Annotated in this window: 21 protein-coding genes, 4 tRNA genes and 1 pseudogene; 25 read left to right on the top strand and 1 reads right to left on the bottom strand. The window is 63.1% G+C overall.

Annotated features, from left to right (window positions below; all coding sequences use genetic code 11):
* Positions 1 to 31 precede the first annotated feature (31 nt).
* From KBX07_RS03770 to KBX07_RS03730, 9 genes and pseudogenes are all read left to right on the top strand, one after another.
* Positions 32 to 1,228, top strand: a pseudogene (locus KBX07_RS03770) (nucleoside recognition domain-containing protein); the annotation flags it as partial.
* A gap of 78 nt (positions 1,229 to 1,306) precedes the next feature.
* On the top strand, positions 1,307 to 1,594 hold the full coding sequence (locus KBX07_RS03765) for a hypothetical protein (RefSeq protein WP_005286861.1): 288 nt from the start codon (positions 1,307 to 1,309) through the stop codon (positions 1,592 to 1,594).
* Between the two features lie 131 nt (positions 1,595 to 1,725).
* On the top strand, positions 1,726 to 2,760 hold the full coding sequence (locus KBX07_RS03760) for an o-succinylbenzoate synthase (protein WP_256023060.1): 1,035 nt from the start codon (positions 1,726 to 1,728) through the stop codon (positions 2,758 to 2,760).
* A gap of 3 nt (positions 2,761 to 2,763) precedes the next feature.
* Entirely contained in the window at positions 2,764 to 4,347 is a 1,584-nt protein-coding gene (locus KBX07_RS03755) for a DASS family sodium-coupled anion symporter (protein ID WP_256023059.1), read from the top strand.
* A gap of 54 nt (positions 4,348 to 4,401) precedes the next feature.
* Positions 4,402 to 5,073: a hypothetical protein gene (locus KBX07_RS03750; protein WP_040423427.1), complete on the top strand. Its 672-nt coding sequence runs from the start codon at positions 4,402 to 4,404 to the stop codon at positions 5,071 to 5,073.
* Positions 5,073 to 6,725, top strand: coding sequence for a 2-succinyl-5-enolpyruvyl-6-hydroxy-3-cyclohexene-1-carboxylic-acid synthase (gene menD / locus KBX07_RS03745; RefSeq protein ID WP_256023057.1), 1,653 nt, complete (start codon positions 5,073 to 5,075; stop codon positions 6,723 to 6,725). The genes KBX07_RS03750 and menD overlap by 1 nt, the downstream gene beginning before the upstream one ends.
* Entirely contained in the window at positions 6,722 to 7,165 is a 444-nt protein-coding gene (locus tag KBX07_RS03740; protein WP_256023056.1) for a DUF3592 domain-containing protein, read from the top strand. The genes menD and KBX07_RS03740 overlap by 4 nt, the downstream gene beginning before the upstream one ends.
* Before the next feature lie 23 nt (positions 7,166 to 7,188).
* Complete coding sequence (locus KBX07_RS03735; RefSeq protein WP_256023055.1) at positions 7,189 to 8,346, top strand: glycosyltransferase family 1 protein; 1,158 nt, start codon at positions 7,189 to 7,191, stop codon at positions 8,344 to 8,346.
* 11 nt (positions 8,347 to 8,357) lie between these two features.
* Positions 8,358 to 9,044 carry a demethylmenaquinone methyltransferase gene (locus KBX07_RS03730; protein ID WP_005286839.1) on the top strand — a complete coding sequence of 229 codons (687 nt, stop codon included), beginning with the start codon at positions 8,358 to 8,360 and terminating at the stop codon, positions 9,042 to 9,044.
* A 6-nt stretch (positions 9,045 to 9,050) separates the two neighbouring features.
* Here the strand turns inward: KBX07_RS03730 and KBX07_RS03725 are convergent, their stop codons facing one another.
* A complete protein-coding gene (locus KBX07_RS03725; RefSeq protein ID WP_305083336.1) occupies positions 9,051 to 10,334 on the bottom strand; it encodes a geranylgeranyl reductase family protein in 1,284 nt (427 codons plus the stop codon).
* A gap of 85 nt (positions 10,335 to 10,419) precedes the next feature.
* Here KBX07_RS03725 and KBX07_RS03720 point away from each other — a divergent pair, with 85 nt between their 5' ends.
* From KBX07_RS03720 to KBX07_RS03645, 16 genes are all read left to right on the top strand, one after another.
* On the top strand, positions 10,420 to 11,415 hold the full coding sequence (locus KBX07_RS03720; protein WP_256023053.1) for a polyprenyl synthetase family protein: 996 nt from the start codon (positions 10,420 to 10,422) through the stop codon (positions 11,413 to 11,415).
* Between the two features lie 66 nt (positions 11,416 to 11,481).
* Positions 11,482 to 11,566, top strand: a tRNA-Tyr gene (locus KBX07_RS03715).
* 154 nt (positions 11,567 to 11,720) lie between these two features.
* A complete protein-coding gene (locus tag KBX07_RS03710; protein ID WP_256023051.1) occupies positions 11,721 to 13,298 on the top strand; it encodes a lamin tail domain-containing protein in 1,578 nt (525 codons plus the stop codon).
* Between the two features lie 109 nt (positions 13,299 to 13,407).
* Positions 13,408 to 13,480, top strand: a tRNA-Thr gene (locus KBX07_RS03705).
* 53 nt (positions 13,481 to 13,533) lie between these two features.
* A tRNA-Met gene (locus KBX07_RS03700) sits at positions 13,534 to 13,605 on the top strand.
* 66 nt (positions 13,606 to 13,671) lie between these two features.
* Positions 13,672 to 13,747 (top strand) — tRNA-Trp (locus tag KBX07_RS03695).
* A gap of 27 nt (positions 13,748 to 13,774) precedes the next feature.
* Positions 13,775 to 14,098, top strand: coding sequence for a preprotein translocase subunit SecE (gene secE, locus KBX07_RS03690; protein WP_256023049.1), 324 nt, complete (start codon positions 13,775 to 13,777; stop codon positions 14,096 to 14,098).
* A gap of 288 nt (positions 14,099 to 14,386) precedes the next feature.
* The gene (gene nusG, locus KBX07_RS03685; protein ID WP_370687270.1) at positions 14,387 to 15,244 is read left to right on the top strand and encodes a transcription termination/antitermination protein NusG; all 858 of its coding nucleotides are present in this window, start codon (positions 14,387 to 14,389) and stop codon (positions 15,242 to 15,244) included.
* A gap of 238 nt (positions 15,245 to 15,482) precedes the next feature.
* Positions 15,483 to 15,911, top strand: coding sequence for a 50S ribosomal protein L11 (gene rplK, locus KBX07_RS03680; protein WP_005286826.1), 429 nt, complete (start codon positions 15,483 to 15,485; stop codon positions 15,909 to 15,911).
* A 101-nt stretch (positions 15,912 to 16,012) separates the two neighbouring features.
* Positions 16,013 to 16,723, top strand: coding sequence for a 50S ribosomal protein L1 (gene rplA / locus KBX07_RS03675; protein ID WP_005286821.1), 711 nt, complete (start codon positions 16,013 to 16,015; stop codon positions 16,721 to 16,723).
* A 221-nt stretch (positions 16,724 to 16,944) separates the two neighbouring features.
* Complete coding sequence (locus KBX07_RS03670; RefSeq protein ID WP_256023046.1) at positions 16,945 to 17,949, top strand: choice-of-anchor M domain-containing protein; 1,005 nt, start codon at positions 16,945 to 16,947, stop codon at positions 17,947 to 17,949.
* Positions 17,950 to 18,020: 71 nt separating this feature from the next.
* Positions 18,021 to 18,992, top strand: a complete 972-nt coding sequence (locus KBX07_RS03665; RefSeq protein WP_256023044.1) for a serine hydrolase — start codon at positions 18,021 to 18,023, stop codon at positions 18,990 to 18,992.
* A 320-nt stretch (positions 18,993 to 19,312) separates the two neighbouring features.
* On the top strand, positions 19,313 to 19,837 hold the full coding sequence (rplJ, locus tag KBX07_RS03660; protein WP_005286808.1) for a 50S ribosomal protein L10: 525 nt from the start codon (positions 19,313 to 19,315) through the stop codon (positions 19,835 to 19,837).
* A 73-nt stretch (positions 19,838 to 19,910) separates the two neighbouring features.
* A complete protein-coding gene (gene rplL / locus KBX07_RS03655; protein ID WP_005286806.1) occupies positions 19,911 to 20,303 on the top strand; it encodes a 50S ribosomal protein L7/L12 in 393 nt (130 codons plus the stop codon).
* Positions 20,304 to 20,425: 122 nt separating this feature from the next.
* Positions 20,426 to 21,397 (top strand): DUF3068 domain-containing protein, encoded by a 972-nt coding sequence (locus KBX07_RS03650; protein ID WP_256023043.1) that lies wholly within the window; start codon positions 20,426 to 20,428, stop codon positions 21,395 to 21,397.
* Between the two features lie 313 nt (positions 21,398 to 21,710).
* Positions 21,711 to 25,208 (top strand): DNA-directed RNA polymerase subunit beta, encoded by a 3,498-nt coding sequence (locus tag KBX07_RS03645; protein ID WP_256023207.1) that lies wholly within the window; start codon positions 21,711 to 21,713, stop codon positions 25,206 to 25,208.
* Positions 25,209 to 25,266 lie beyond the last annotated feature (58 nt).

Here is a 25,266-nt window from a genome sequence, read left to right as displayed (position 1 = left end):
CATCGTAGAGCTTGGAGTTCGTTTTAGGCGGTTCGCTGTCTTCCAAATCACCACGACGGTGGCGGCGCCGCTGCAAAGCCTGCTCGAGGACTTCGTGCTGGGCCCGTGTTCCGATTGGGCGCGCGCCGGGCTTGCTGCGGTCGGTCTCAATTACCCGTTCGTGGAGGGCTTGCTTGTCGACGGCATCATTAACGGCGTCGGCATGGTGCTCACCTTCGTGCCGTTGATGGCGTTGATGTTCCTCTGCTTGGCGGTGCTGGAGGACTCCGGCTACATGGCTCGGGCCGCGGTCGTCGCGGACCGACTCATGCGGGCGATCGGGTTGCCGGGCAAGGCGTTCATCCCGCTCATCGTCGGCTTCGGCTGCAACGTGCCAGCGATCTCGGCCACGCGCGTTTTGGCCACCCCGGAACAGCGCAGGTTGACCGCGCTACTGGTGCCGTTCACCTCCTGCTCGGCGCGGCTAACGGTGTACGTGATGCTGGCGCAGACGTTCTTCCCGGACAAGGCCGGATTGGTCGTCTTCGCCATGTACGTCATCTCGATCGCGCTGGTGGTGCTCTCCGGACTGCTGCTGCGCACGACGTTGTGGCGCACGATGGGCTCCGACCCGCTGGTCATCGATCTGCCCGTCTACCAATGGCCCACAGCGCGCTTGAGCTTCTCGGTGATGTGGAGCCGCCTGAAAGGCTTCCTGCAGACCGCGGGCGGGATCATCGTGGCCACGGTCGTGGTGATCTGGTTCCTCCTGTCTACCCCCGCTGCGCCGGGGCACAGCTGGGGTGATGAGGACTTGGCGCCCCAAGATTCCCTCTACGGCGTTGTCGCCGATTCCATGGCGCCGGTGTTCGAGCCCGCCGGTTTCGACTCGTGGTCGCTCACCGGCCCGCTGGTCACCGGCTTCCTGGCCAAAGAGGCTCTCATCGCCACGTGGGCCCAGACCTACGACCTCGAGGACGTTACCGACGCGGCCCCAGAGGAGCAGGGCGCATCCCCGCTCGCCCAGGCCGTGCGCGCGGACTTCGAAGAGACCTCCGGGGGCAACACCCTGGCCGCCGTGTGGGCCTACATGATCTTCCTGCTCGCCTATACCCCGTGCGTGGCCACGTTGGCCGCGCAACGTCGCGAGATCGGATGGAAGTGGACCGCGATCGGCCTCGTCGGCCAGTTAGCACTCGCCTGGCTGCTCGCCGTGGCCACCTTCCAGGGCCTGAGCTTGGTGCTCTAGAGAGGGACAACGATGGGAATCTTTAGGAGAGCAAACCAGCCACAAGCGCCCGCGGCACCCGCGGGCAGCCAGCGCCCGATGGAAGCAGTTGTCACTGCAATCCGCGGGGGAGCGCGGTCCCGCGCTGAGATCCGCACCATGACCGGCCTGAGCCCCAGCACTGTCGACGCAGTGGTGCACCACTTGCAACGCGTCGGCCGGCTCACGCTGGAGGAGATCGGGTCGTCGTGCGCGGGCGGCGCGTGCTCGTCCTGTGTGGCGGCGGCCCCGAACGGTGGTTGCGCATCGGCGAACCGCACTGACCGTCCGAGCGGACCCGTTGCGCTCGTGCTGACCAAACGGCCCGCGGATCCCGGGTACAGTTAGCCATGAATATGGGCCATAGCAGGAAGGTGCTGCCATGACTGAGAACGGTCAGGATGAGCGGTATCAGTTGGGGTTCGTTGACTACGAAGTCCCCGACAGTTTCTTCGAACCACTGCCGGAAGACGAAATCGGTGCTTGGGAATAGTTTTCTGCCGGATCCTGACGACATTCTCGACCGCGCCCACGTCGTCTCCCTGCCGATGGCGGTGCGGTTCCGCGGCATCACCACGCGCGAGGCCCTGCTTATCGACGGCCCCGCCGGCTGGGGCGAGTTCTCCCCCTTCCTCGAGTACAGCGACGAAGAGGCGGCAGCCTGGTTGCGCGCCGGGCTCGAAGCCGCTTACGAGGGATACCAGGGTTTGGGTGGCCCTAGCGAAGTGGAGGTCAACGGCACCATTCCCGCGGTGACACCCGGCGAGGTGCCTGACGTTCTCGCCCGGTTTGAAGGCGTGCGCACATTCAAAATCAAAGTCGCTGAGCGTGGGCAAGCGCTCGCAGACGATGTCGCGCGTCTCCGAGCCGTCCACGAGTTGCGCCCCGACACCGTGCTGCGTGTCGACGCCAACGGCGCCTGGACCGTGCAGGAAGCGATCGCCGCCGCCCGTGCCTTTGAGGACATCCTCCCGCCCGCGGAAGGCGCGTCGGATGGCTCGACCGGAACTGCGCGCGGCGGGTACCTGGAGTACATCGAGCAGCCGTGCCGCACGGCGGAGGAGCTAGCGGCGGTGCGCCGTAACGTGCGCACGCCGATTGCGGCGGATGAGTCGATTCGGAAGGTGGCGGACCCGTACCGCGTGGTCAAGCTGGCGGCAGCGGATACGGCGGTGTGCAAGGTCGCACCACTCGGCGGGGTGCGCAACCTCACGCGGATCGCCCGCGACCTGGACCTGCGGATTACGGTGGCCTCTGCCCTGGACACCGCGGTGGGGATTCACGCCGGTCTCGTCGCCGCCGCGGCGGTGGGGTCGCAAGCGGCGGGGCTGGCCACGCAACGGCTGTTCATTGAGGATGTCGCTGACCCATTCCCCATCGTGGATGGGCGCATCAGTATCAATTCGTCAGAGTTGTTCGCGCCGGATGCGGATAGGGTGGCGGGTTTGCAGGCGTCGTCGATAAGAAAAGACTGGTGGTTTTATCGTCTGAGGCGCTGTATGGCATATGTTTGATTCATGCCAGCAACAGCGATAACTCACGATTCTACTCAGTTCGCGGAAGGCGACATCGCCACCGCGCCGGAACGCAAGGACTGGCGCCGCCAAGCCATCGGCCTGTTTGTGGGCCTTGCGGCGGCGGTGGTCATTTATCTGCTGTTCCCGGACGGTGCCGCCGACACCGTCGCTCAGTCCGCCGGCGCTGACGCGGAGAAAGAGTACTCCGCGCAGGCGATGCGCATCGTGGCTGCGGTCGCGGTGTGGATGGCGGTGTGGTGGATGACGGAGGCGATTCCGCTCGCCGCCACTGCGCTGATTCCGCTGGCCATCTTCCCGATCATGGGCGTGGCCGAGTTCAAGGAAGTCAGCGCCCCGTACGCCTCTGACACGATCTTCTTGTTCATGGGCGGATTCATGATCGCGCTGGGTCTGCAACGGTGGAACTTGCACCGCCGGCTTGCGCTGTGGGTGGTCAAGCTCATCGGTACGTCCCCGAAGCGCATCATCCTGGGCTTCATGGTGGCCACCGGCTTCCTGTCGATGTGGGTGTCCAACACCGCCACGGCCGTGGTCATGCTGCCGATCGGTGTTTCCGTGCTCACTCTCACCGCGGAGCAGCTGGGCAGCATGGACAAGCAGAAGAACTTCGCCACGGCGCTGATGCTGGGCATTGCGTACTCGGCGTCGACAGGCTCGCTGGGCACGCTGATCGGTACGCCGCCGAACCTGCTGCTGGCCGGCTACATGAAGGAATCGCACGGTATCGAGATCGGTTTTGGCAAGTGGATGATGTTCGGTGTGCCCATTGCGGTGCTGTTCACGCTGCTTGCGTGGGTCATCTTGATCAATGTGTTCAAGCCCGAGATCGATGAGATCCCCGGGGGCAAAGAGCTTATCGACGACGAATTGAAGAAGATCGGCCCCTGGACCCCCGGCCAAATCCTCGCCGGTGTGATCTTCGTGTCTGCAGCGCTGGCCTGGGTGTTCATCCCGCTGGGGATGGAGACCTTCGGCTGGGACTTCCCCTACACCGATGCGAGCGTGGGCATCATCGCCGGGTTGTTGCTGTTCACCATTCCCGGCAAGCTCAACGGCATCCGCCTGCTGGATTGGGAGACCGCCAAGGACATCCCGTGGGACGTGTTGCTGCTGTTCGGCGGCGGTCTATCGCTGTCGGCGATGTTCACCAAGACGGGCCTGTCGTTGTGGGTCGGTGAAGCGGCCAAGATCCTTGCTGGCCTGCCGGTCATTGTGCTTATCGCCGCCGTGGCTGTGCTCATCCTGCTGCTGACGGAGCTGACCTCCAACACCGCGACCGCTGCGACGTTCCTGCCGATCATGGGCGGTGTGGCCACCGGCATCGGCCTGACATCGGGCGGCGAAATGAACGTCATGCTGCTGACTATTCCGGTCGCCTTGGCCGCAACGTGCGCGTTCATGCTTCCGGTGGCCACCCCGCCGAACGCGATTGCCTACAGTTCCGGTTACGTCACCATGGGGCAGATGATCAAGGGCGGCATTTGGTTGAACGTAATCGGCGTGGTGATCATCACCCTGGCTACCTACTTCCTGGCGGTGCCTGTCTTCGGCCTGGTGCTGTAGGCCGCCGCTTCACCGCGGTAGGTCTCAGATCGCCGGGGGACTACGATGTGGCCCATGGATGATCAGACCCGCCGCGACGGCTCGAATAATGAGACCGAGTTCCTCGGCGCCGACGACCGCACTGCACAGTTCCAGCCCCGCGAGAAGGGGCCACGGCAGTACATGCCGGATGAGACGACCTACCAGGCTGCGTACCCGGAGACGCAGTACGGCGGCCACACCCAGTACGGCGGGCAGGACAGCTACGACGGATACGGCGGCTATGAAGGTTACGAGGGCTACGGCGATCCCGAACCTTACGAGCAGCCGTACCGCCCGCCGCGCGACCGCCAGGCCTACAGCGATCCCGAGCCCTACGAGCAGCCGCAGCGCGGCGGCAGGGCCGGCGGCGTCGCCATGGGCATCACCGCGTTGCTGTTGGCCCTGGCAGCCCTTGTCTTGTTCTTCTTGTGGCGCGGGGCGGAGGGCCGTGCGAACCAGCCGCCGCCGGCACCGGTGACCCTCACGGAGACAGAGACAGTGACGACGACCCCGGAGGGTCTGCTCGACGGCCTGTTCGGCCGCAACTCCGACGGTGATCCCCAGGTGACCATCCCGTCTGACCTGCCGGATGACCTTCCCTCCGAGGTTCCGACTGAGATTCCGCCTGAGCTGCAAGACGAGGCGGAAGGCGTCGTTAGCGAGATCCAGGGCTTCCTCGACGATCTGTTTGGGTCGGGGCAGTAATGGCGGATTCTGCAGTAGAGGCAATTGCGGTCGCGAATTACGTCGCGGAAGAGGTCGCCGGGCATGTCACGGATGTCGTGTTGTGCCCGGGTTCGCGCAACTCGCCGTTGGCGTACGCGTTTCTGGCGCGCAGGGACGTCACTGTCCATTCGCGTATCGACGAACGCGCCGCCTCCTTCCTCGCCCTCGGCCTCGCGCGTGTGCAACGCAGGCCGGTGGCGGTGGTGATGACCTCGGGAACTGCGGTGGCGAACTGCTACCCGGCCGTCATCGAGGCGCACATGTCGCACACCCCGCTGCTCGTGGTCAGTGCGGACCGGCCGGAGCGGCTGGTGGGCACCGGCGCATCGCAGACGATCTGGCAGCAGGGCATCTTCGGCCGCTACGCCGCGACACAGCAGGTCGCCGCGGTGGGTGACCCGATCGAGCTAGACGCGGACGCGGGCGGCAGCAGCGCCGCGCATATCAATGTCGCGTTGGATACCCCGCTCGTGCCGGAGGCGCTGGCGGAACCGGTGGGGACGCCGCGCCGGGTTGTCGGCCCTGGGCGGCTGCAGGGCGGGGCAGGTTTTGTCGACCACGGCGCGGTCGATGTCGACCTGACTTTGAACACACTGGTCATTGCCGGTGACGAGGCCTGGGAGGTCCCCGGACTTGAGCACATACCCACGATTGCCGAACCGACCGCCCCGACCCCATTCCACCAGGTGCACCCCTTGGCGGCGCGGTTTTTCACTCAGGATGAGGTGGCGGTGAGCCACGACGGCGGGGACTTCGCCGCGTCGACAAAGCCGGACCAGGTCATTGTGGTCGGCCACCCAACGCTGCACCGCGATGTGCTGGCGCTCATGGCGGACAACACCATTGAGGTCATCGGGCTGTCGCGCACGGAGGCGTTCACGGGCAACCCTGCCCGCCGCGGCAGCAGAGTGAACGTCACCGGACAACCGACCGATCAGTGGCTCAAGATTTGCGAGGCTGCCGGCGACGTCGGCGCCCAGACAGTCCGCGACGCTCTCGAGGACAAGCAATACGGTTTCACCGGCCTGCATGCTGCCGCAGCGGTGGGCGACACGTTAGCGGTGGGGGACACGTTGGTGCTCGGCTCGTCGAACCCAGTGCGCGACGCCAGCTTGGTCGGCCTGCCTTTCGACGGCGTGTCCACCTACTCCGCCCGGGGTGCTGCCGGCATCGACGGCACAGTGTCCCAGGCAGTCGGCATTGCTCTGGCCACGCAGGCACTGCACCCGGATGAGCTGCGCGCCCCGCGCACGGTCGCGCTCGTCGGCGACGTGACCTTCCTGCACGACATCGGCGGGTTGCTCATCGGCAGCCACGACCTGCCGCAGCCGCGTCCGAGCAACCTCACCATCGTTGTGGCCAACGACAACGGCGGCGGGATCTTCGAGGCTCTCGAACCCGGTGCTGAACCGTTGCGCGAGAACTTCGAGATGGCGTTCGGCACGCCTCACGACGTTGACATCGCCGCCCTCGCAGACGCATACGGTGTCGCGTACCGCCGGGCCGAGACGACGCAGGAATTGGTGGAGTGCCTGGTCGATGGCGTCGATAAGCACGAGCCCGTGACTGTGATTGAGGCCGTGACCACGCGCGCGACCAGGCGCGGTTTGGCGGAGCAGCTGAAGAAGTGATTCAGCGCCGCCTGCACCAGCTGATCATCGCGCTATACCTGTGCGCGATGCTCGGCAGCGTGGCCATGGTCGCAGGGCCCGTGATGAACGATGCCACCATTTCCCGCGACCCCGGCCGCGGCATTGCCACCGTCACCAGCGTGACCTGGTTGCGCACCTCCGTCGAGTACCTGGACGAAACCGGACGCGTGCACTTCCCGCCCCACGGTCTGCTCTACCCCTCGGGGCTGGGAGAGGGGCAGCAAGTGTGGGTGACGTACGCCAAATCGGACCCTGACATTGTGAAGGTGGAAGGTCGCTCGTGGCCCCTTGCGATCATTCCGGCGCTATCGGTGGCGCTCATGTCCACGCTCATCGCGGCGGCGGGATGGCTGGCCGTGTCGCGGGCGGGATGGCGTGAAAATTCACCTGCCGTTACCGAGAAAGACGCGAACAGTTAGCAGGCCAAAGACATAATGGTGCAATGCGTGTCGCTATTGTTGCCGAAGCTTTCCTGCCCAACGTCAACGGAGTAACCAACTCCGTCCTGCGTGTGCTGGAGCATTTGGAGGCGAACGGCCACGAGGCGATTGTCATCGCTCCTGGTGCGCGGTCGAACCAGGAGGAGGTCCCGTCCTACGCCGGCTTCCCGGTCGTGCGTGTGCCCACGATCATGGTGCCGCTGGTTGATTCACTGCCGGTGGGCATTCCGAACACGACGCTGTGGAACACTTTGCGAGAGTTCCAGCCCGACGTGGTGCATCTGGCCAGCCCGTTCGTGCTTGGTGGTGTCGGAGCGATTGCTTGTCGACGTTTGAAGCTCCCCGCCGTCGCCCTCTTCCAAACCGATGTCGCGGGATTCAGCGCCCGGTACCACCTCGGCTTCCTGGAGAAGGCGGCGTGGCTGTGGACGCGCAGGCTGCACAACATGACCCAGATGACGCTCGCCCCGTCGTCAGTGACCATCGCGGAGCTTGAGAAGCACGGCGTTCAAAACGTGCACAAGTGGGGGCGCGGGGTCGATTCGGAGCTGTTCCACCCGTCGAAACGCAGCGAGCAGCTGCGCGCGAAGTGGGACCCGACGGGAACGAAGAAATTCGTCGGCTTCGTGGGGCGCCTCGCGTCGGAGAAGGGCGTCGAGCGCCTTGCGGCCCTGCACGGGGATCCAGGCATTCAGCTGGTCATCGTGGGTGACGGGCCGGAGCGACGCGACTTGGGCAAGCTCATGCCGAATGCGATTTTCACCGGTGAGCTGCGCGGGGAGACGCTCGCGGCGGCCTACGCATCGTTGGATTTGTTCGTGCACACCGGCGAGTTTGAGACCTTCGGGCAGACGCTGCAGGAGGCGCAGGCTTCCGGCACGCCGACGATCGGGCCGCGCGCGGGCGGGCCCATCGACACGATCGTCGACGGCTACAACGGCCAGCTTCTCGACGTCCCCACCTTCGAACGCGACCTACCCGCCGCCGCTGCGACCATCCTCGCCGACGACAACCTAGAGCAGATGAGCGGCAACGCCCGCGAGTCCGTTGCGAACAAGACGTGGTCGGCGCTGTGCGACCAGCTCCTGGGCTACTACGAGCAAGCAATCGACGCTAGCCCGTACAAGGGGCGCAAAGGCGGGCGTAGTCAGGCGAAGTAGACTGTCTTCCTATGGCCAAGGCGAACCTGGAGAAGAACCCGCACGATGTGGCGGGGATGTTCGATGACGTCGGCAAGAACTACGACATCACGAACACGGTGATGACAGCTGGCCTGGACCGCCGCTGGCGCCGCCGCACCCGCGAACTGCTGGACCTGAAGCCCGGCGAGCGGGTGCTCGACTTGGCCGCCGGCACGGCAGTGTCCACCGAAGAGCTGGCGAAGTCCGGTGCGTGGTGCGTGGCCTGCGACTTCTCCCAGGGCATGCTCGCCGCCGGTGCGCACCGCAACGTGCCGAAGGTCGTTGGCGACGCCATGCACCTGCCGTTCGCCGATGAGACCTTCGACGCTGTGACCATCTCCTACGGTCTACGCAACGTGCACGATTTCGAAGCCGGGTTGCGCGAAATGGCGCGTGTGACCAAGCCGGGTGGCCGATTGGTGGTCAACGAGTTCTCTACCCCCGTCATCCCGGTGTTCTCCACCATTTACAGCACGGTCCTGCCGCGGATGATCCCGCTGCTGGGCAAGGTGTTCTCCTCCAACGCCCCCGCCTACGAGTACCTTGCGGAGTCCATCAAGGCATGGCCTGCCCAGGAGCAGCTCGCCAGCGCCATCAACGCTTCCGGCTGGGAGCGTGCCACCTGGAAGAACCTCGCCTTCGGCATCGTCGCGCTGCACCGCGCTGAGAAGCGCTGAGAAAGCCTAGCGGGCATCCCACAGCGGCGCGCCGCGGCGGATCGCTGAAGCTGAAACGACGGACCCGGTCGCGCGCCACGCCCGCGCGACGAGGTCCTTGTCTTCTTCGCTGATGAGGTTGCCCATCAGGCGGGCGGCGGCGGGCATGAGGTAGCGGCCGCCGAGGCCTCGCAACGCCATGGGCCCAGCCAGGGGCAGGAACTGTGGGTAGGTGAGCAGGCGGGCAGCGGTGCGCGCAAGCACGAAGGCCTCGCCGTAGCGGCGGCGCAGTTCGTGCGGCCAGACCAATGTCAGGTCACGGTCGCGTGAGCCCGCGCTTGCTTCGGTGATCAGGTCGACCGCCATGATGGCGGTCTCCAACCCGTAGTCGATTCCTTCACCGTTCAGGGGGTTGACGCAAGCGGCGGCGTCGCCGATGAGCATCCAATTCGGGCCGGCGACGTTCGATACGGCCCCGCCCATGGGCAGGAGCGCCGAGGCGATGTCGCGGGGTTCACCCAGCTGCCATTCGTCGCGGACCTGGTTGGCGTATTCGACGAGCAGCTTTTTGGTGTTCACCTTGGCAGGCCGAGTGTCGGTGGACAGGGCCCCGCATCCCAGGTTCACGGTTCCGTTCGCCTCTCCCTTTCCGCTTGGGGCGGAGCGTCCCAGTGGGAAGATCCAGCCGTAGCCGGGTTGAATCTCGCCGCTAGAGTCGCGGAGTTCGACGTGGGAGTGCATCCACGGCTCGTCAGCAAACGGGGTGGTGCAGTAGGAGCGCGCGGCGATGCCGTAAACCTCGCCGCGGTGCCACTGCCTACCCAGCAGCTTTCCGACGGGCGAACGCACCCCATCGGCAACCACCACCCAGCGCGCACCGAACGTTCCCTTCGGGGTGACCACTGCCGTGATCTCGCCTTCCGCCCCGTGCTCGAGAGCGGTGACGGGGCAGTCGTAGAGGACGGTGGCGCCGGTGGTGGTGGCCAGGTCGGCCAAGGAAGCGTCGAAAAGCGTGCGGGGAGATGCCGACCCCTCGGTGCCGTAGGAGCCGTTGGGCCACGGTGCGGTGACGGAGCCGCCGAAACCGTGCAACTTCAGGCCCTTGTTGCGGTAGGCAGGCAGTGCAGATCCGAGCCCCAGCGTGCGCAAGGAGTGGACTGCCCGTGGGGTGAGTCCGTCGCCGCAGGTTTTGTCGCGGCGGCGGGAAGAAGCGTCGATAAGCAACGTGCTCATGCCGGCGCGCACCGCGGCGATCGCTGCGGCGGAACCAGCGGGACCGGCCCCGACGACAACGCACTCGAAGGATTTCATCGCACTTATTGTGCCAGACTCACACACCGTGGACTACGGTAAAGGGGACCATCAACCCAGCACGCACGACCCGCAAGGACAACCAATGACCAACGGCACACCCCAGTTAGACCTTGGGGATCAGGAGCTGGCTGAGCGCGTTGCGGCAGGGTTGGATAGCGTGGAAAAGCTCATGTTTGAGCGTTTGTCCAGCGAGCAGGACTTCCTCAACGAGAAAGTCACGCACCTGGCCAAGGCGGGAGGGAAGCGTTTCCGCCCGATGATGGCCATGCTCGCCAGTGAGTTCGGGGATCAGCCGCAGGCGGAGAACGTGGTCAAGGGTGCGACGATTGTTGAAATGGTGCACTTGGCCACGCTGTACCACGACGACGTGATGGACGAAGCCGCAAAGCGCCGCGGGGTCGATTCCGCCAACGCACGCTGGACGAACACCGTCGCGATTCTTTCTGGTGACTTCCTGCTGGCGGAGGCGTCACGCATCATGAGTGAAATTGACACCGCCACCGTCGCGCACTTCGCCGACACGTTCAGCGACCTAGTCACTGGCCAGATGCGCGAGACGGTGGGCCCCGGTGAAGGCGACCCGGTCGAGCACTACCTCAACGTCATCCGCGAAAAGACCGGCGTGCTCATCGCGTCCGCCGCGTTCCTCGGGGCGACGCACTCCGGCGCGAAAGAGGAGGACGTGCGCACGCTCAAGGAGCTCGGCGAGGCAGTGGGCATGATCTTTCAGATCGTCGACGACATCATTGACATTTTTTCCGACTCCACACAGTCCGGGAAGACCCCTGGCACCGACCTGCGCGAAGGCGTGTTCACGCTGCCTGTCCTGTACGCGATGCGCGATTCCAGCCCCGCAGGCGAGGAACTGCGTGCGATGCTCACCGGCCCGCTTATCGACGATGCCGACGTCGCCCGCGCCCTCGACCTCATCGCGCAAACGGACGGCCGTCAGCGGGCGCTTGACGACGTCCGGGGATACCTCGCCGACGTCGACAAGCATCTCGACGCGCTGCCCGACATCCCCGCGAACCGTGCAATCCGCCAGATCTCGCGGTACACCGTCGAACGCGTCGGGTAGCGTTTAGTGCTCCGAGCTGGTGATTTGCACTTTTTCGGGGCGCGTCCTGTAATGTAGTCCGAGCACGCCAGGTTGCCCGAGCGGCCAAAGGGAGCGGACTGTAAATCCGCCGGCATTGCCTTCAGAAGTTCGAATCTTCTACCTGGCACCAACAAACGCACCGAGGGATTTCCCGCGGTGCGTTTTTCTTTCGACAAGGCGGAGTTCACGGGGCGGTCACGCGCGCTTTACTTAGAAATAGCTAAGCGTTCATCTCGCGCTTCTAAGTTCGGGAGCGTCCTGTTCTCTCTCCTGAAGGGTCCTTTATGTCTCGCTCCCGTTTCCGCAGCGCGGTTGCTGTTGCCGTCTCCGCTGCTCTTGGTTTCTCAGCGCTCGTCGCGCCGCACGCGTTTGCTCAGCCAGCTAACTCTCCCGTTGTCATCAACGAGGTCGAATCCAACGGCGACCCTGTCGCTGACTGGGTAGAGCTGGCTAACACCAACAATGATCAAGACATCGATATCTCCGGCTGGAAGATCCTCGATGACAACGACAAGCACGCTCCGATCGTCATCCCGGACGGCACAAAGATCGAGTCGGGCGGCTACTTCGCCCTCTACACCGAGAAGCAGACTCCGGACGGCTCCAAGGGCTACGGCCTGGGTGGGAACGACTCTGTTCGCGTGTACAACGCCGCGGGCGAGCTTGTCGCTGAGACCACCTGGAACGGCCACGCCGAGAACACCTGGGGCCGTATCCCGGACAAGACTGGGGAATTCACCGGGACTGGTGAGGCGACCCGTGGGTTGGCCAACAAGGCGGCAGGGGAGAAGCAGCCGGCCGCGGAGGAAGCCTGGCCGTTCGACCCGCAGGAGATTCAAAACATCGACTTGGGTGGCGCGTTCGCGGAAGAGGACATGTCCGGCATTGACTTCGACAACAACGGCCGCGCGTGGATTGTCAACAACGACAAGGGAACGCTTCTCGCTGTCGACTACGACGAGGCCACCAGGCAGTATTCCAATGCCGGTTCCTGGAAGCTGCGCTACAAGGACGGTTCCGGTGACCCGGATACCGAGGGCATTACCGTCGGCCCGGACGGCGCACTCTACGTGGCCACCGAGCGCGACAACACTCAGAAGGATGTTTCCCGCCCGTCCATCCTGCGCTACGAACTGCCCGGTGGCGACGAGAAAGAGCTGAAGGCCACCCACGAGTGGGATCTGAAGTCGCTCACGGGGGAGATCGGTGCGAACGCCGGGTGGGAGGCGATTTCCTACATCCCTAATCAGAGCGTGTACGCCGTTGGTTTGGAGGCTAACGGCAAGGTCTACTTCGTCGACCTCAAGGACGATGAAACCCACGAGCTGAAGCAGGAATACCAGTCTCCGTTCCAGGGGGCGATGGCGCTGGATTACAACTCCGTCGACAAGCAGCTGCGTGTGCTGTGCGACGAGGTCTGCGAGGGCGCATCCATCAACGTGGCTCACAACGGAACGGACTTCGCGCCGGTGTCCAAGGTTCAGGCGCGGCCAGAAAAGATGGAGAACTTCGCTAACGAGGGCTTCGCCACCTTCGTCTCCCGCAGCCAGTGCAAGAATGGGAAATCCACCGACACCACGCGCTTCCTCTGGGTTGACGACGGCGTGTCGGGCGGTATTTCCCTGCGCGGCGCGGTCTCCACGAAGGAGACGGAATGCGAGCCGACCACGGGTGGCGGATCAGGTGAAGGCTCGGCAGAGGGTTCGGGTGAGTCGTCGTCACGCGATGCGGACGGCAACCTGAACCCGGGCGCGAAAGCAGGAATTGCACTGGGCGTTCTCGCGGCGCTGGGCGCGATCTTCGCTGCTTTCAAAGACCAGATCAACGGTGTCCTGGGGCAGCTCTTCGGCATCCGTTTCTAGCGGTATAAACAGGCTGAAACAGAGATTGACCTGCTGATTTGTGAATGTGCGCAATGGCAGGTTAATCTTTCAAAGGCTTCAAACAAGCGGCTAACGCTTCAGAGGCTGCGCCCCCTTAGCTCAGTCGGCAGAGCGTCTCCATGGTAAGGAGAAGGTCAGCAGTTCGATTCTGCTAGGGGGCTCTGTTGTTTGCTGCCATCTGACCGGGAAACTGGGCAGAAGGAAGTAGGCACATGGCGGTGTAGCTCAGTGGTAGAGCAAGCGACTCATAATCGCTGTGTCGAGAGTTCAATTCTCTCCATCGCTACTCACCTTCTAGGGGCGGTTCTACGCTCGTGGTAGGGTTGGCGTACTGTTTTACGCAGTGCACCAAAGGGGCGTGGCGCAATTGGTAGCGCAACGGTCTCCAAAACCGTAGGTTGCAGGTTCGAGTCCTGTCGCCCCTGCCATAGACGACCAAAGCCTTGAGGAGAGCTGTGACTAACAACCAGCCAGGTAGAAGTGCGGCGAAGCCCACCGGTAAACGCCAGCTGAGCGGTTCCACCTCCGTCACCTCTGAGTCTTACGAGGCTAAGCGCACTCCCGCGACCACTGCCGATGACCAGGACAACACTGGTGACGGCCCACTCGCGTTCCCCGGTGAAGTTGTCGGCGAGATGCGCAAGGTGGTGTGGCCCACCGGCTCGCAGATGGTCAACTACACGCTCATCGTGTTCGGCTTCCTCATTGTTCTCACCGCCCTGGTGTGGGGCGTGGACCAGGGCGCAGCCTGGGTAGTTGAGCGAATCCTGGTGCCTTAGGTATAGTCTTTTCAGACGAACAAATATCCCGCCGCCCGTCAAGGGTAAGGCGGGATCAGTTTTTGGCCCAGCAGGTAGGCTGGGGCGCACCACACACCCCGACGAAAAGGAGCTGTCATGGCAGAAGACACCACCAACAACGAAGCCACCACTGAAGAGCGCAACGAAGAAGAAATGGTTGCCGAAGGCGGCGCGGTGCAGGAGTCCACGGACCCGGAAACCGGTGCAGACGACGCTGAGGCTGACAGTCAGGACTCCGGTGCCACCACCGACCTCCAAGAAGACGAGATGATCGGTGAAGGCGGCGCTGTCGGCGACGGCAACGCTGACGCTGAGCCGGCGCTCGACGTGGAGCAGGACGAGGCGCCGGAGGTTGAAACCCAGCCCGTGCAAGAGGTCGACCTCGAATCGGCTGATGTCACGGAGGCTGACGCTGAGGCGCCGGTGTCCCCGGAGGCCGCTCTTGGCGCTGAGCCGGATGAGGCTGCTGACGCGGATTACAAGCGCCGTCTGCGTGAGTACACCCGCGAGCTGAAGAAGCTTCCCGGTTCCTGGTACATCATCCAGTCCTACTCGGGCTACGAGAACAAGGTGAAGACCAACCTGGACATGCGTATCCAGACGCTCGAGGTGGAGGAATCCATCTACGACGTGGTCGTGCCCATCGAGCAGGTCTTTGAGAAGGACAAGAACGGCAAGAAGAAGATCGTCAAGCGCAAGCTTCTTCCGGGCTATGTCCTGGTGCGCATGGATCTCAATGACGCAGCATGGTCCGTGGTCCGCGAGACTCCGGGCGTGACCAGCTTCGTCGGTAATGAGGGCAACGCAACCCCGGTCAAGCACCGCGACGTGGCGAAGTTCCTCATGCCGAAGGCCGCGCCTGTGGACGGTGAGGCGACCGCTTCCGAGGCGAATGCCGAGGGCGAGACCGTCATCGCGATGCCGGAGCAGGAAGAGAAGCCGAAGGTCGCGCACGACTTCCAGGTCGGCGAGGCTGTCACCATTCTCTCCGGTGCGCTGGCGTCCGTCTCTGCGACCATCAACGAGATCGACCCGGAGACCGGAAAGATCCAAGCGCTCGTGTCCATCTTCGGCCGCGAGACCCCGGTGGAGCTCACTGCGGATCAGATCGAGCGCATCATGTAGCTCGAGCACTTTGCTTATCGACGAATCACCGGCTCCCAACCTAACGGGGCCGGTTTTCGTGATTTGGGCTGGTCGGGGTCTATCCCGTACACTGAGCGATCGTGCCTGCTTACGGGTGGGTGCGGTAGTGAACGTCCCCGGTGGCTGCGTCGATAAGCAAACGGCGTTGGCGTGGCATCCGGAAGGCCGCCGTTAAACATCGTGGCGGGGGCCTGTACCAAGGAAATGAGGTAATTCGATGGCTAAGAAGAAGGTCACTGGCCTGATCAAACTGCAGATCGAGGCTGGTATGGCAAACCCGGCGCCGCCGGTCGGTCCGGCTCTTGGCGCGCACGGCGTGAACATCGTCGAGTTCACCAAGGCGTACAACGCTGCAACCGAGTCCATGCGCGGCAACATCATCCCGGTGGAGATCACGGTCTACGAAGACCGCTCCTTCGACTTCATCCTGAAGTCCCCGCCGGCTGCGAAGCTCCTGCTCAAGGCTGCTGGCCTGCAGAAGGGCTCCGGTGTCCCGCACACCGACAAGGTGGGCAAGGTCACCTGGGAGCAGTGCAAGGAAATCGCCGAGACCAAGAAGAACGACCTCAACGCCCGTGACATCGAGGCAGGTGCCGCCATCATCGCCGGTACCGCTCGCTCCATGGGCATCGACGTGGAGAAGTAGTCCGCGCGGACTCCTGCTCGTGGGAGGGTCTGGTCAGGCCCGCACCACACTTCCCGCCGCCTGATGTGGCGGCAGCAATCAATACTGCAAAGGAATTCAACATGGCCAAGAAGCACTCCAAGACTTACGCCGAGCAGCTGGCAAAGATCGACCGCGAGTCGGTCTACTCCCCGCTGCAGGCAGTCACACTGGCGAAGGAGACTGCCTCCGATAAGTACGACGCAACCATCGACGTGGCAATGCGTCTCTCCGTCGACCCGCGCAAGGCTGACCAGCTTGTCCGCGGCACCGTCAACCTGCCCAACGGCACCGGTAAGACCGTCCGCGTCGCTGTTTTCGCTGAGGGCGAGAACGCAACCAAGGCTCAGGAAGCTGGCGCCGACATCGTCGGTTCCGACGAGCTGATCGAGCAGATCAACGCCGGCAACATCGACTTCGACGTTGCTATTGCGACCCCGGACCAGATGGCGAAGGTCGGCCGCGTTGCCCGCGTCCTCGGCCCGCGTGGTCTGATGCCGAACCCGAAGACCGGTACCGTCACGCCGGACGTGGCTAAGGCTGTCAGCGAGTCCAAGGGCGGCAAGATCGCCTTCCGCGTGGACAAGGCATCCAACCTGCACGCTCTGATCGGCAAGGCATCCTTCACCCCGGAGCAGCTCGCCGAGAACTACGGCGCACTCCTGGATGAAGTTCTGCGCCTCAAGCCGGCATCCGCCAAGGGCATCTACCTGAAGAAGGTCACGGTGTCTGCGACCCAGGGCCCGGGCGTTCCGGTTGACCCGTCCGTGCAGAAGAACTACACCGAGGCTTAAGCCCGCGTAGTTCCTACGCTCACGACCCCGGTTCTCGGCATTCACGCTGAGAAACGGGGTCTTTTGCTGTGGTGCCGTCGCGCTGGTTCTCGTGACCCCACGTGCGCGTTATCCTGTGAGAAGGGTGAGACCTTTATGAAGTTGTAATCATTATGTTATTCTTTTGGAGTCACCCGCATTCATGATTTAGCCGACCTTCAGACTTCCAGAAAGGCCTCCTCGTGTCTCTTCAGCCAGCCTCCGTCCGCCGCTCCGCTCTCGCCGTCGCCCTGACTGGATCCCTTGCATTCGCAGGTAGCCCTGTAGCGAACGCGCAGGATCTCGTTCTGGAAAGCGGCCACATGAATGTCTTCAATGTCACCGCGAAAGACGGCCAGCTCAAGCTCGACCTCAAAGAGGACATCACTGGCTCCAACGTGGAGCGCCCGGCAGAAGATGTCACCATGGTGGTGCACAAGGATGCGTTCACCGAGGACACGAAGAACCTTCCCCAGGTGGGCAAGCCCGGATATGTCCTGCCGCAGGGCTACCACCAGGGCATGCTGCGTCCTGGCTGGACTACGTTGATGGCGCGCTGGGATGGTTTCACGGATGTGAAGATCCGCATCGACGAGGTCTCTGGCCCGGGCGAAATCCACGCATTCAACACAGACGGCAAGGGTGGTTTCAAGGCTGCGGCTGACGACGGTGAGTTCCAGCTCACCCCGGGCAGCGCCATCCACCAGGACACCCCGGCGCACCTGCACACCCACTGGCTGTTCACTGAACCGGGCACCTACACCATGAAGGCAACCGCACTGAGCAACGGCAAGGAATCGAACCAGGCGACCTACACCTGGGAAGTGGGGCAGAAGGCCAACGAGCGCCCGATCATGGATGAGCCGCTCTCGCTCGACCGCTTGCAGGATTTGGCAAGCACGGCGCCCGCGCCGTCGCCGGTTGCGGTTGATCCGGTTGAGAAGGGGGCAGCTTTGCCGCCGTCGCCAGCTGGTGAGCAAAAGGCACCTGCCAAGAACGGCGTAGACGCTAAGGACAGCAAGGCCGACAACAACAAGCCGAAGGCTGATGAAAAGGGCAAGGCGGAGAAGGGCAGCTCCGCTGCGACTGCAAACGCGCAGGAGCAGCGCCCGCTGAATGGTATCGCCACGGTGCTGTCCCTCATCGGTGCAACGTTCAACTTCCTGCAGGACAACCTGCTGAAGTTGTTCTGGCCCTCGAAGAAGTAACTGATCCGTCGGCGCGGGGGCAAAAGGTCGCCAGCTTTACTAATCGCGCATCTGAGGTACGACTGGGTGTCATGCTGAAACGCGTTGCTCTCTCCCAGAACCAAACCGGCGATCAGCGTTTGGCGGGTTTGCTCACGGCCTCGGCCACGAAAGCGGGGGAAGACGTCTACCCGCTGCGCAATATCGCGGCCTTCGTCCTCGAGGACGGGCAGACCCGCTTCGCCGGTCTCGGCGCGGACGAGCACACGGAGTTCGAGATCGCGTCGGTGACGAAGACGTTCACCGCTGATCTCTTGGAGCAGGCGATCGAGCTGGGTGAGGCCACGCCTGACACGACCGTGGAGGACGTGCTGGGGGAGCGGGTACGCGGCGCGGCAGTATCGACGGTGACGTTGGCGGAACTTGCCAACCACACTTCCGGTTTGCCGCGGATGGGCAAGCAGCGACTCAGTAGCAGAGTAAGAGCGGTGCTGGGCTTGAATCCTGACGTGGGCATCACAGTCGACGATGTTGTCGACCAAGCGTTAGCGGCGCGGTTGGAGGGCCGCGGCGCCGAGACGTACTCGAACCTCGCCCACGATCTCCTTGGTCTCCTGCTGGCCGAGGTTGCCGGGACCCGCTACCCCGAGCTGATCAAGCAGCGCGTGCTCGATCCGCTGGGCATGACGGAAACGTACGTGGCGCTGCCGGGAACAGTGGGGCCAGGCAAGCCGCGGGGAGTGTCCATGCTGGGCTGGCGCGTCCAGGCGTGGGAGATGGACGGCACGGCTCCTTCCGGTGGGTTACGGTCCACCACCTGCGATATGGCGAAATACGCCGCATATGTGCTCGAGCGCGACAAGTTCCGCTTCACCTGCCCGAATATCAAAGGCACTGAGCTGTACTGGCATAACGGCGGAACGTTCGGGTTCTCGTCCATGCTGCTGCTCGACACGGGTAAACAGCGTGCGTCTTTCGTGGCTGCCGATTCGTCCACGGAGATTGAACCGTTCGCGTTCGAACTTCTCGGGCTGGAAGACCCTGCCAAGAACAAGAAGCAGTGATTGCGCGATTTGGTTTCCCGCGCCACCCTGCACTAAGGTTCACCAACGAAGTTTGAACGGGAAGTCTTCCCGCGCTCAAGTTTCACCGAAGACCGTCGGTCATCCCGAAGGCGAAAGCCTAGAAGGATCGAAGACTCCACCCATGGAGTGACCCACGCAGGAGAAACGTGGCTTGTATAGCGCTTGAAAAGCGCATTGCCTCGTGCTTCTGCACGGGGCATTTTGTTTTGCGCCGGTCGCGTGGTGGCTGCCACGTGGCGTCGATAAGCGAAATGCTCCGGGCGGATACAACATGAAGTAATTGGAAGGAGGCGTGTGTCATGGCAAACCCGAAGAACACAGCTGAGCTGGCTGAACTGAAGGAGAAGTTCGAAGGCTCGTCCGCTGTTTTCCTCACCGAGTACCGCGGTCTGACCGTGAGCCAGCTGCAGCAGCTGCGCGGTGAGCTCGGATTTGATGTTGAACTGCACGTCGCCAAGAACACCCTCGTCAAGATCGCTGCTAATGAGCACGGTATTGAGGGTCTCGACGATTACCTGACCGGCCCCACCGCTGTCGCCTTCATCAAGGGTGACGCGACTGTGGATGCCGCGAAGACCATGAAGAAGTTCGCTAAGGACAATGACCTGTTCATTGTCAAGGGCGGCTACATGGACGGTAACGCTCTCGACGCATCCCAGGTGGCTGCTGTCGCAGAGATGGACAACCGCGAGACCACTCTGGCCAAGCTTGCTGGCGCTTTCCAGGGCTCTTTGGCGAAGGCTGCTGGCCTGTTCCAGGCTCCGGCCTCCAAGACGGCACGACTTGTTGCCGCACTGCAGGACAAGCAGGACGAAGCCGCTTAACAGCGGTGCGTCCCGAACGACCAAAACACACTCTTACGGCCTTGTGTAAGGCCACAACAGAAAGGAAGCCACAATGGCTAAGCTCACCAAGGACGAGCTCATCGAGCAGTTCAAGGAAATGACCCTTATCGAGCTCTCCGAGTTCCTGAAGGAATTCGAGGAGGTCTTCGACGTGACCGCTGCCGCTCCGGTTGCAGTTGCAGCAGCTGGCGCTCCGGGCGCTGCTGGCGACGCTCCGGCTGAGGAGGAGAAGGACGAGTTCGACGTCGTTCTCGAGGACGCTGGCGACAAGAAGATCGGCGTTATTAAGGCTGTCCGCGAGATCGTCTCCGGTCTGGGTCTGAAGGACGCCAAGGAGATGGTTGAGGGTGCTCCGAAGGCCATCCTCGAGGGCGCTAACAAGGATGACGCTGAGGCTGCTAAGGCTAAGCTGGAAGAGGCTGGCGCTAAGGTCTCCCTCAAGTAAGCGTTTCACGCATCTTGCCCCTGCCTGTGTGCAGGGGCTTTTTGCTTTTCGACGTTTTCTGCCCCCGCGTCCTGCCGTGGCGGGGATAGGGGCTGGGGTGATGGGATTGTAAAGTGGCACGCATGCTTCCCAAGTCCCGCATTTTGTCCGCCCTTATTGTCGGGGTCGGCATCGCGCTCATTGTCGCGGGACTGGTGGCTCCACGGTTTCTTTTGGGGGATGCCCGTTTCCCGCTCAACCTGGAACACACCACCTGGGCAATGCACGACCCGCACGGCCGGGTATTCGACCCTGATGCCGGTGAGGACGGCAAGGTTGTTGAGGTCCCCGTTACCCGCCAGCTGCACATGACCGTGCAGAACCCGGCGACAGAGGAGCGCACGGGACTGCGGATCGGCGATTCTCTGCTCCGCGGCGATAAAGACTCGGACTTTGACAACCTGATCACCGCATCGACGTGGTCGTACGAGATGGACCGTAAGTCTGGGGCGTTCGTGACCACGGCGAATCTGAGCACGGTGATGGCCATGCCGGACGCGGAGGTCCCTGTCGACGGCGTGTGGCTGAAGTTCCCCCTCGACGTCGAGCAAACGGATTATGCCGTCTTTGAGCCGTCGCTGCGCACGACGGTACCGGCCACATTCAAAGAGGAGCGTGAAGTCGCCGGCCGTTCTGTCTATGTGTTTGAGCAGCGGGTCGAGGCGGTCAACGTCGCAAAGCTGTATGCGGACGCGGCGAACACCAAGACGTTGCCAGCGCCCGACGGCGGGCAGCGCCAGGTGTTCCGCCACCACGATGCGACGCGTGAGTTCACTGTCGATCAGATCACCGGTGTTGTCGTGGGCATCAATGAGCGTGTGGACGACTACTATGCCGACCACACCGGCCGCCGTGCCCAAGACATCGTCGCGTACGACGCCGTAATGGATCCGGCCGACGTGGAGCAGATGGCGGGCCAGCTGACCACCGTGACTCAGTCTGTCTCCCGCTGGGTGACATGGGGCACGATCGGGCTGGGATCACTGCTAGCAATCGGCGGTTTGATTGGAGCGCTGCGCCCGGGCCGGGGAAGGTCTGCGCAGGTCACATCCTGACACGCGCCGAATCACCCCTCCAGGGTTGCGCTCCGCAAGCAGTGAGGTGGTAGAGTTCCACGACAAGCGATCGCGCTTCGACGGAGCATTATGCAAGACTGCTTTACAAACAGTCATCGGGGGTATAAGCTGTCTCCTTGCGCTGGAAGCCGTCGCCGGTGCGTGAATGAAACCTTGGATCCATGTTTTAGAAAAATGGGTTTGACAAGGTGACTTTGTGCATTTTAGGGGGACGGGGCTTCCACTAAATGAAACGCTATTTATCCAGCGGGTGTCCACGAGCATAAGCGCCGATGCACGTGCCCCGCGTGAGGTGCTGGAAGGACCCATCTTGGCAGTCTCGCCCCAGACCAAGTCAGTGGCCGCAATCCCCGGAGCCCCGGAGCGTTATTCCTTCGCGAAAATCGCGGAGCCAATCGCGCTGCCTGGTCTTCTTGACGTTCAATCGGAGTCTTTCGCCTGGCTCGTCGGCACGCCTGAGTGGCGTGAGCGCCAGGCGGAGGAGCGTGGCTCGGATGCCCGCATTACCTCCGGCCTCGAGGACATCCTCGAGGAGATTTCCCCGATTCAGGACTACTCGGGAAACATGAGCCTGTCTTTGTCCGATCCGTACTTTGAGGACATCAAGTACACGATCGACGAGTGCAAAGATAAGGACATCAACTACTCCGCACCCCTGTACGTGACGGCGGAGTTCATTAACAACGACACCCAGGAGATCAAGTCCCAGACCGTCTTCATCGGCGATTTCCCGCTGATGACAGACAAGGGCACGTTCATTGTCAACGGCACCGAGCGTGTCATTGTCTCGCAGCTGGTGCGTTCCCCGGGTGTGTACTTCGACGAGACAATCGACAAGTCCACCGAGCGTCCGCTGCACTCCGTGAAGGTCATTCCTTCCCGCGGCGCATGGCTGGAATTCGACGTGGACAAGCGCGACACCGTCGGTGTGCGCATTGACCGTAAGCGTCGTCAGCCGGTGACTGTGCTGCTCAAGGCCCTGGGTTGGACCACGGAGCAGATCAAGGAACGTTTCGGCTTTTCCGAGATCATGATGACCACGCTGGAGAACGACGGCGTGGCCAACACCGATGAGGCTCTGCTGGAGATTTACCGCAAGCAGCGCCCGGGTGAGCAGCCGACGCGCGATCTGGCGCAGTCCCTGCTGGAGAACGCGTTCTTCCGTGCGAAGCGCTACGACTTGGCTCGCGTCGGCCGCTACAAGGTCAACCGCAAGCTCGGTCTGGGCGGCGACCACGACGGTGAGATGACTCTGACTGAAGAGGACATTGCCACCACCCTCGAGTACTTGGTGCGCCTGCACGCCGGCGAGCGCGAGATGACCTCCCCGGAGGGCGTGATCATCCCGATTAACACCGACGACATCGACCACTTCGGCAACCGTCGCCTGCGCACCGTGGGCGAACTGGTGCAGAACCAGGTCCGTGTCGGCCTGTCCCGCATGGAGCGTGTGGTTCGTGAGCGCATGACCACCCAGGACGCGGAGTCCATTACTCCGACGTCCCTGATCAACGTGCGTCCGGTTTCCGCCGCGATCCGCGAGTTCTTCGGCACCTCCCAGCTGTCGCAGTTCATGGACCAGAACAACTCTCTGTCCGGTCTGACCCACAAGCGTCGCCTGTCCGCGCTGGGCCCGGGCGGTCTGTCCCGTGAGCGCGCCGGCATTGAGGTCCGCGACGTGCACCCGTCGCACTACGGCCGCATGTGCCCGATCGAGACTCCGGAAGGTCCGAACATTGGTCTGATCGGTGCGCTGGCGTCCTACGCTCGCGTGAACCCGTTCGGCTTCATCGAGACGCCGTACCAGAAGGTCGTCGACGGTCAAATCACTGACGAGATCGACTACCTCACCGCCGACGAAGAGGACCGTTTCGCCATCGCTGAGGCCGCTACGGCCCACGACGCTGACCGCAACATCACCGCGGACCGTATTGAGGTGCGCCTCAAGGACGGCGACATCGGTGTCGTCGGTCCGAAAGACGTCGACTACGTGGACATCTCCCCGCGCCAGATGGTTTCAGTCGCGACGGCGATGATTCCGTTCCTGGAGCACGACGATGCGAACCGTGCTCTCATGGGTGCGAACATGCAGAAGCAGGCTGTGCCGCTGCTGCGCTCTGAGGCTGCATACGTGGCCACCGGTACGGAGATGCGTGCGGCGTACGACGCTGGCGACATCGTCATTGCGAACAACGCCGGTGTCGTTGAAGATGTGACCGGCGACGTGATCACCGTCATGGACGATGAGGGCCAGCGCGAGTCCTACCTGCTGCGCACCTTTGAGCGCACCAACCAGGGCACCTGCTACAACCAGACCCCGATCGTCTCTGCAGGCGACCGCGTTGAGGCTGGCCAGGTCATCGCTGATGGCCCGGGCACCAAGAACGGTGAAATGGCGCTGGGCACCAACCTGCTCGTCGCATTCATGCCGTGGGAAGGCCATAACTACGAGGACGCAATCATCCTCAACCAGCGCGTGGTGGAGCAGGACGTGCTCACCTCCGTGCACATCGAGGAGCACGAGATCGACGCCCGCGACACCAAGTTAGGTGCGGAAGAGATCACCCGCGAGATCCCGAACGTGTCCGAGGACGTGCTCAAGGACCTCGACGAGCGCGGCATCATTCGCATCGGTGCGGACGTGCGCGACGGCGACATCCTGGTGGGTAAGGTCACCCCGAAGGGTGAGACCGAGCTGACTCCGGAAGAGCGACTGCTGCGCGCCATCTTCGGTGAGAAGGCCCGCGAGGTGCGCGATACCTCCCTGAAGGTGCCGCACGGTGAGACCGGCAAGGTCATCGCTGTCCGCCGCTTCTCCCGCGAGGACGACGACGATCTGTCGCCGGGTGTCAATGAGATGATCCGCGTCTACGTCGCGCAGAAGCGCAAGATCCAGGACGGCGACAAGATGGCCGGCCGCCACGGCAACAAGGGTGTCGTGGGCAAGATCCTGCCTGAGGAGGACATGCCGTTCATGGCTGACGGCACCCCAGTGGACATCATCCTGAACACCCACGGTGTGCCGCGTCGTATGAACATCGGTCAGGTGCTCGAGGTTCACTTGGGCTGGCTGGCTCACGCTGGCTGGACCGTCAACCCGGATGACCCGGCGAACGCGAAGCTCCTGGAGACTCTGCCTGAGCAGCTGTACGACGTTCCTCCCGAGTCCCTGACCGCCACCCCGGTCTTCGACGGCGCGACGAACGACGAGATCGCAGGTCTTCTGGCCAACACCAAGCCGAACCGCGACGGCGACGTCATGGTCGATGGCGACGGCAAGACGGTGCTTTTCGACGGACGCTCCGGCGAACCATTCAAGTACCCGATCTCCGTCGGCTACATGTACATGCTCAAGCTGCACCACCTAGTGGACGAGAAGATTCACGCCCGCTCCACCGGCCCGTACTCCATGATTACCCAGCAGCCGCTGGGTGGTAAGGCTCAGTTCGGTGGCCAGCGCTTCGGCGAGATGGAGGTGTGGGCGATGCAGGCATACGGCGCCGCCTACACCCTGCAGGAGCTGCTGACGATCAAGTCGGACGACGTGGTCGGACGTGTCAAGGTCTACGAAGCCATCGTCAAGGGCGACAACATCCCCGATCCGGGAATCCCGGAGTCGTTCAAGGTGTTGCTCAAGGAGCTGCAGTCGCTGTGCCTGAACGTGGAGGTCCTCTCCACCGACGGCACCCCGATGGAGCTGTCCGGCGATGATGACGAGTACGACCAGGCTGGATCCTCGTTGGGCATTAACTTGTCCCGTGACGAGGGTTCCGCGGCTGACACGGCATAAGTGCTAGGCGGGGGCGGGCGTCGATAAGCGAAAGGCGCCGCCCGCTCCCACAGATACG

This window comes from Corynebacterium sp. CCUG 70398, from assembly GCF_024454055.1.
GTDB lineage: Bacteria > Actinomycetota > Actinomycetes > Mycobacteriales > Mycobacteriaceae > Corynebacterium > Corynebacterium genitalium.
This window is presented reverse-complemented; position numbering and strand designations above follow the sequence as displayed.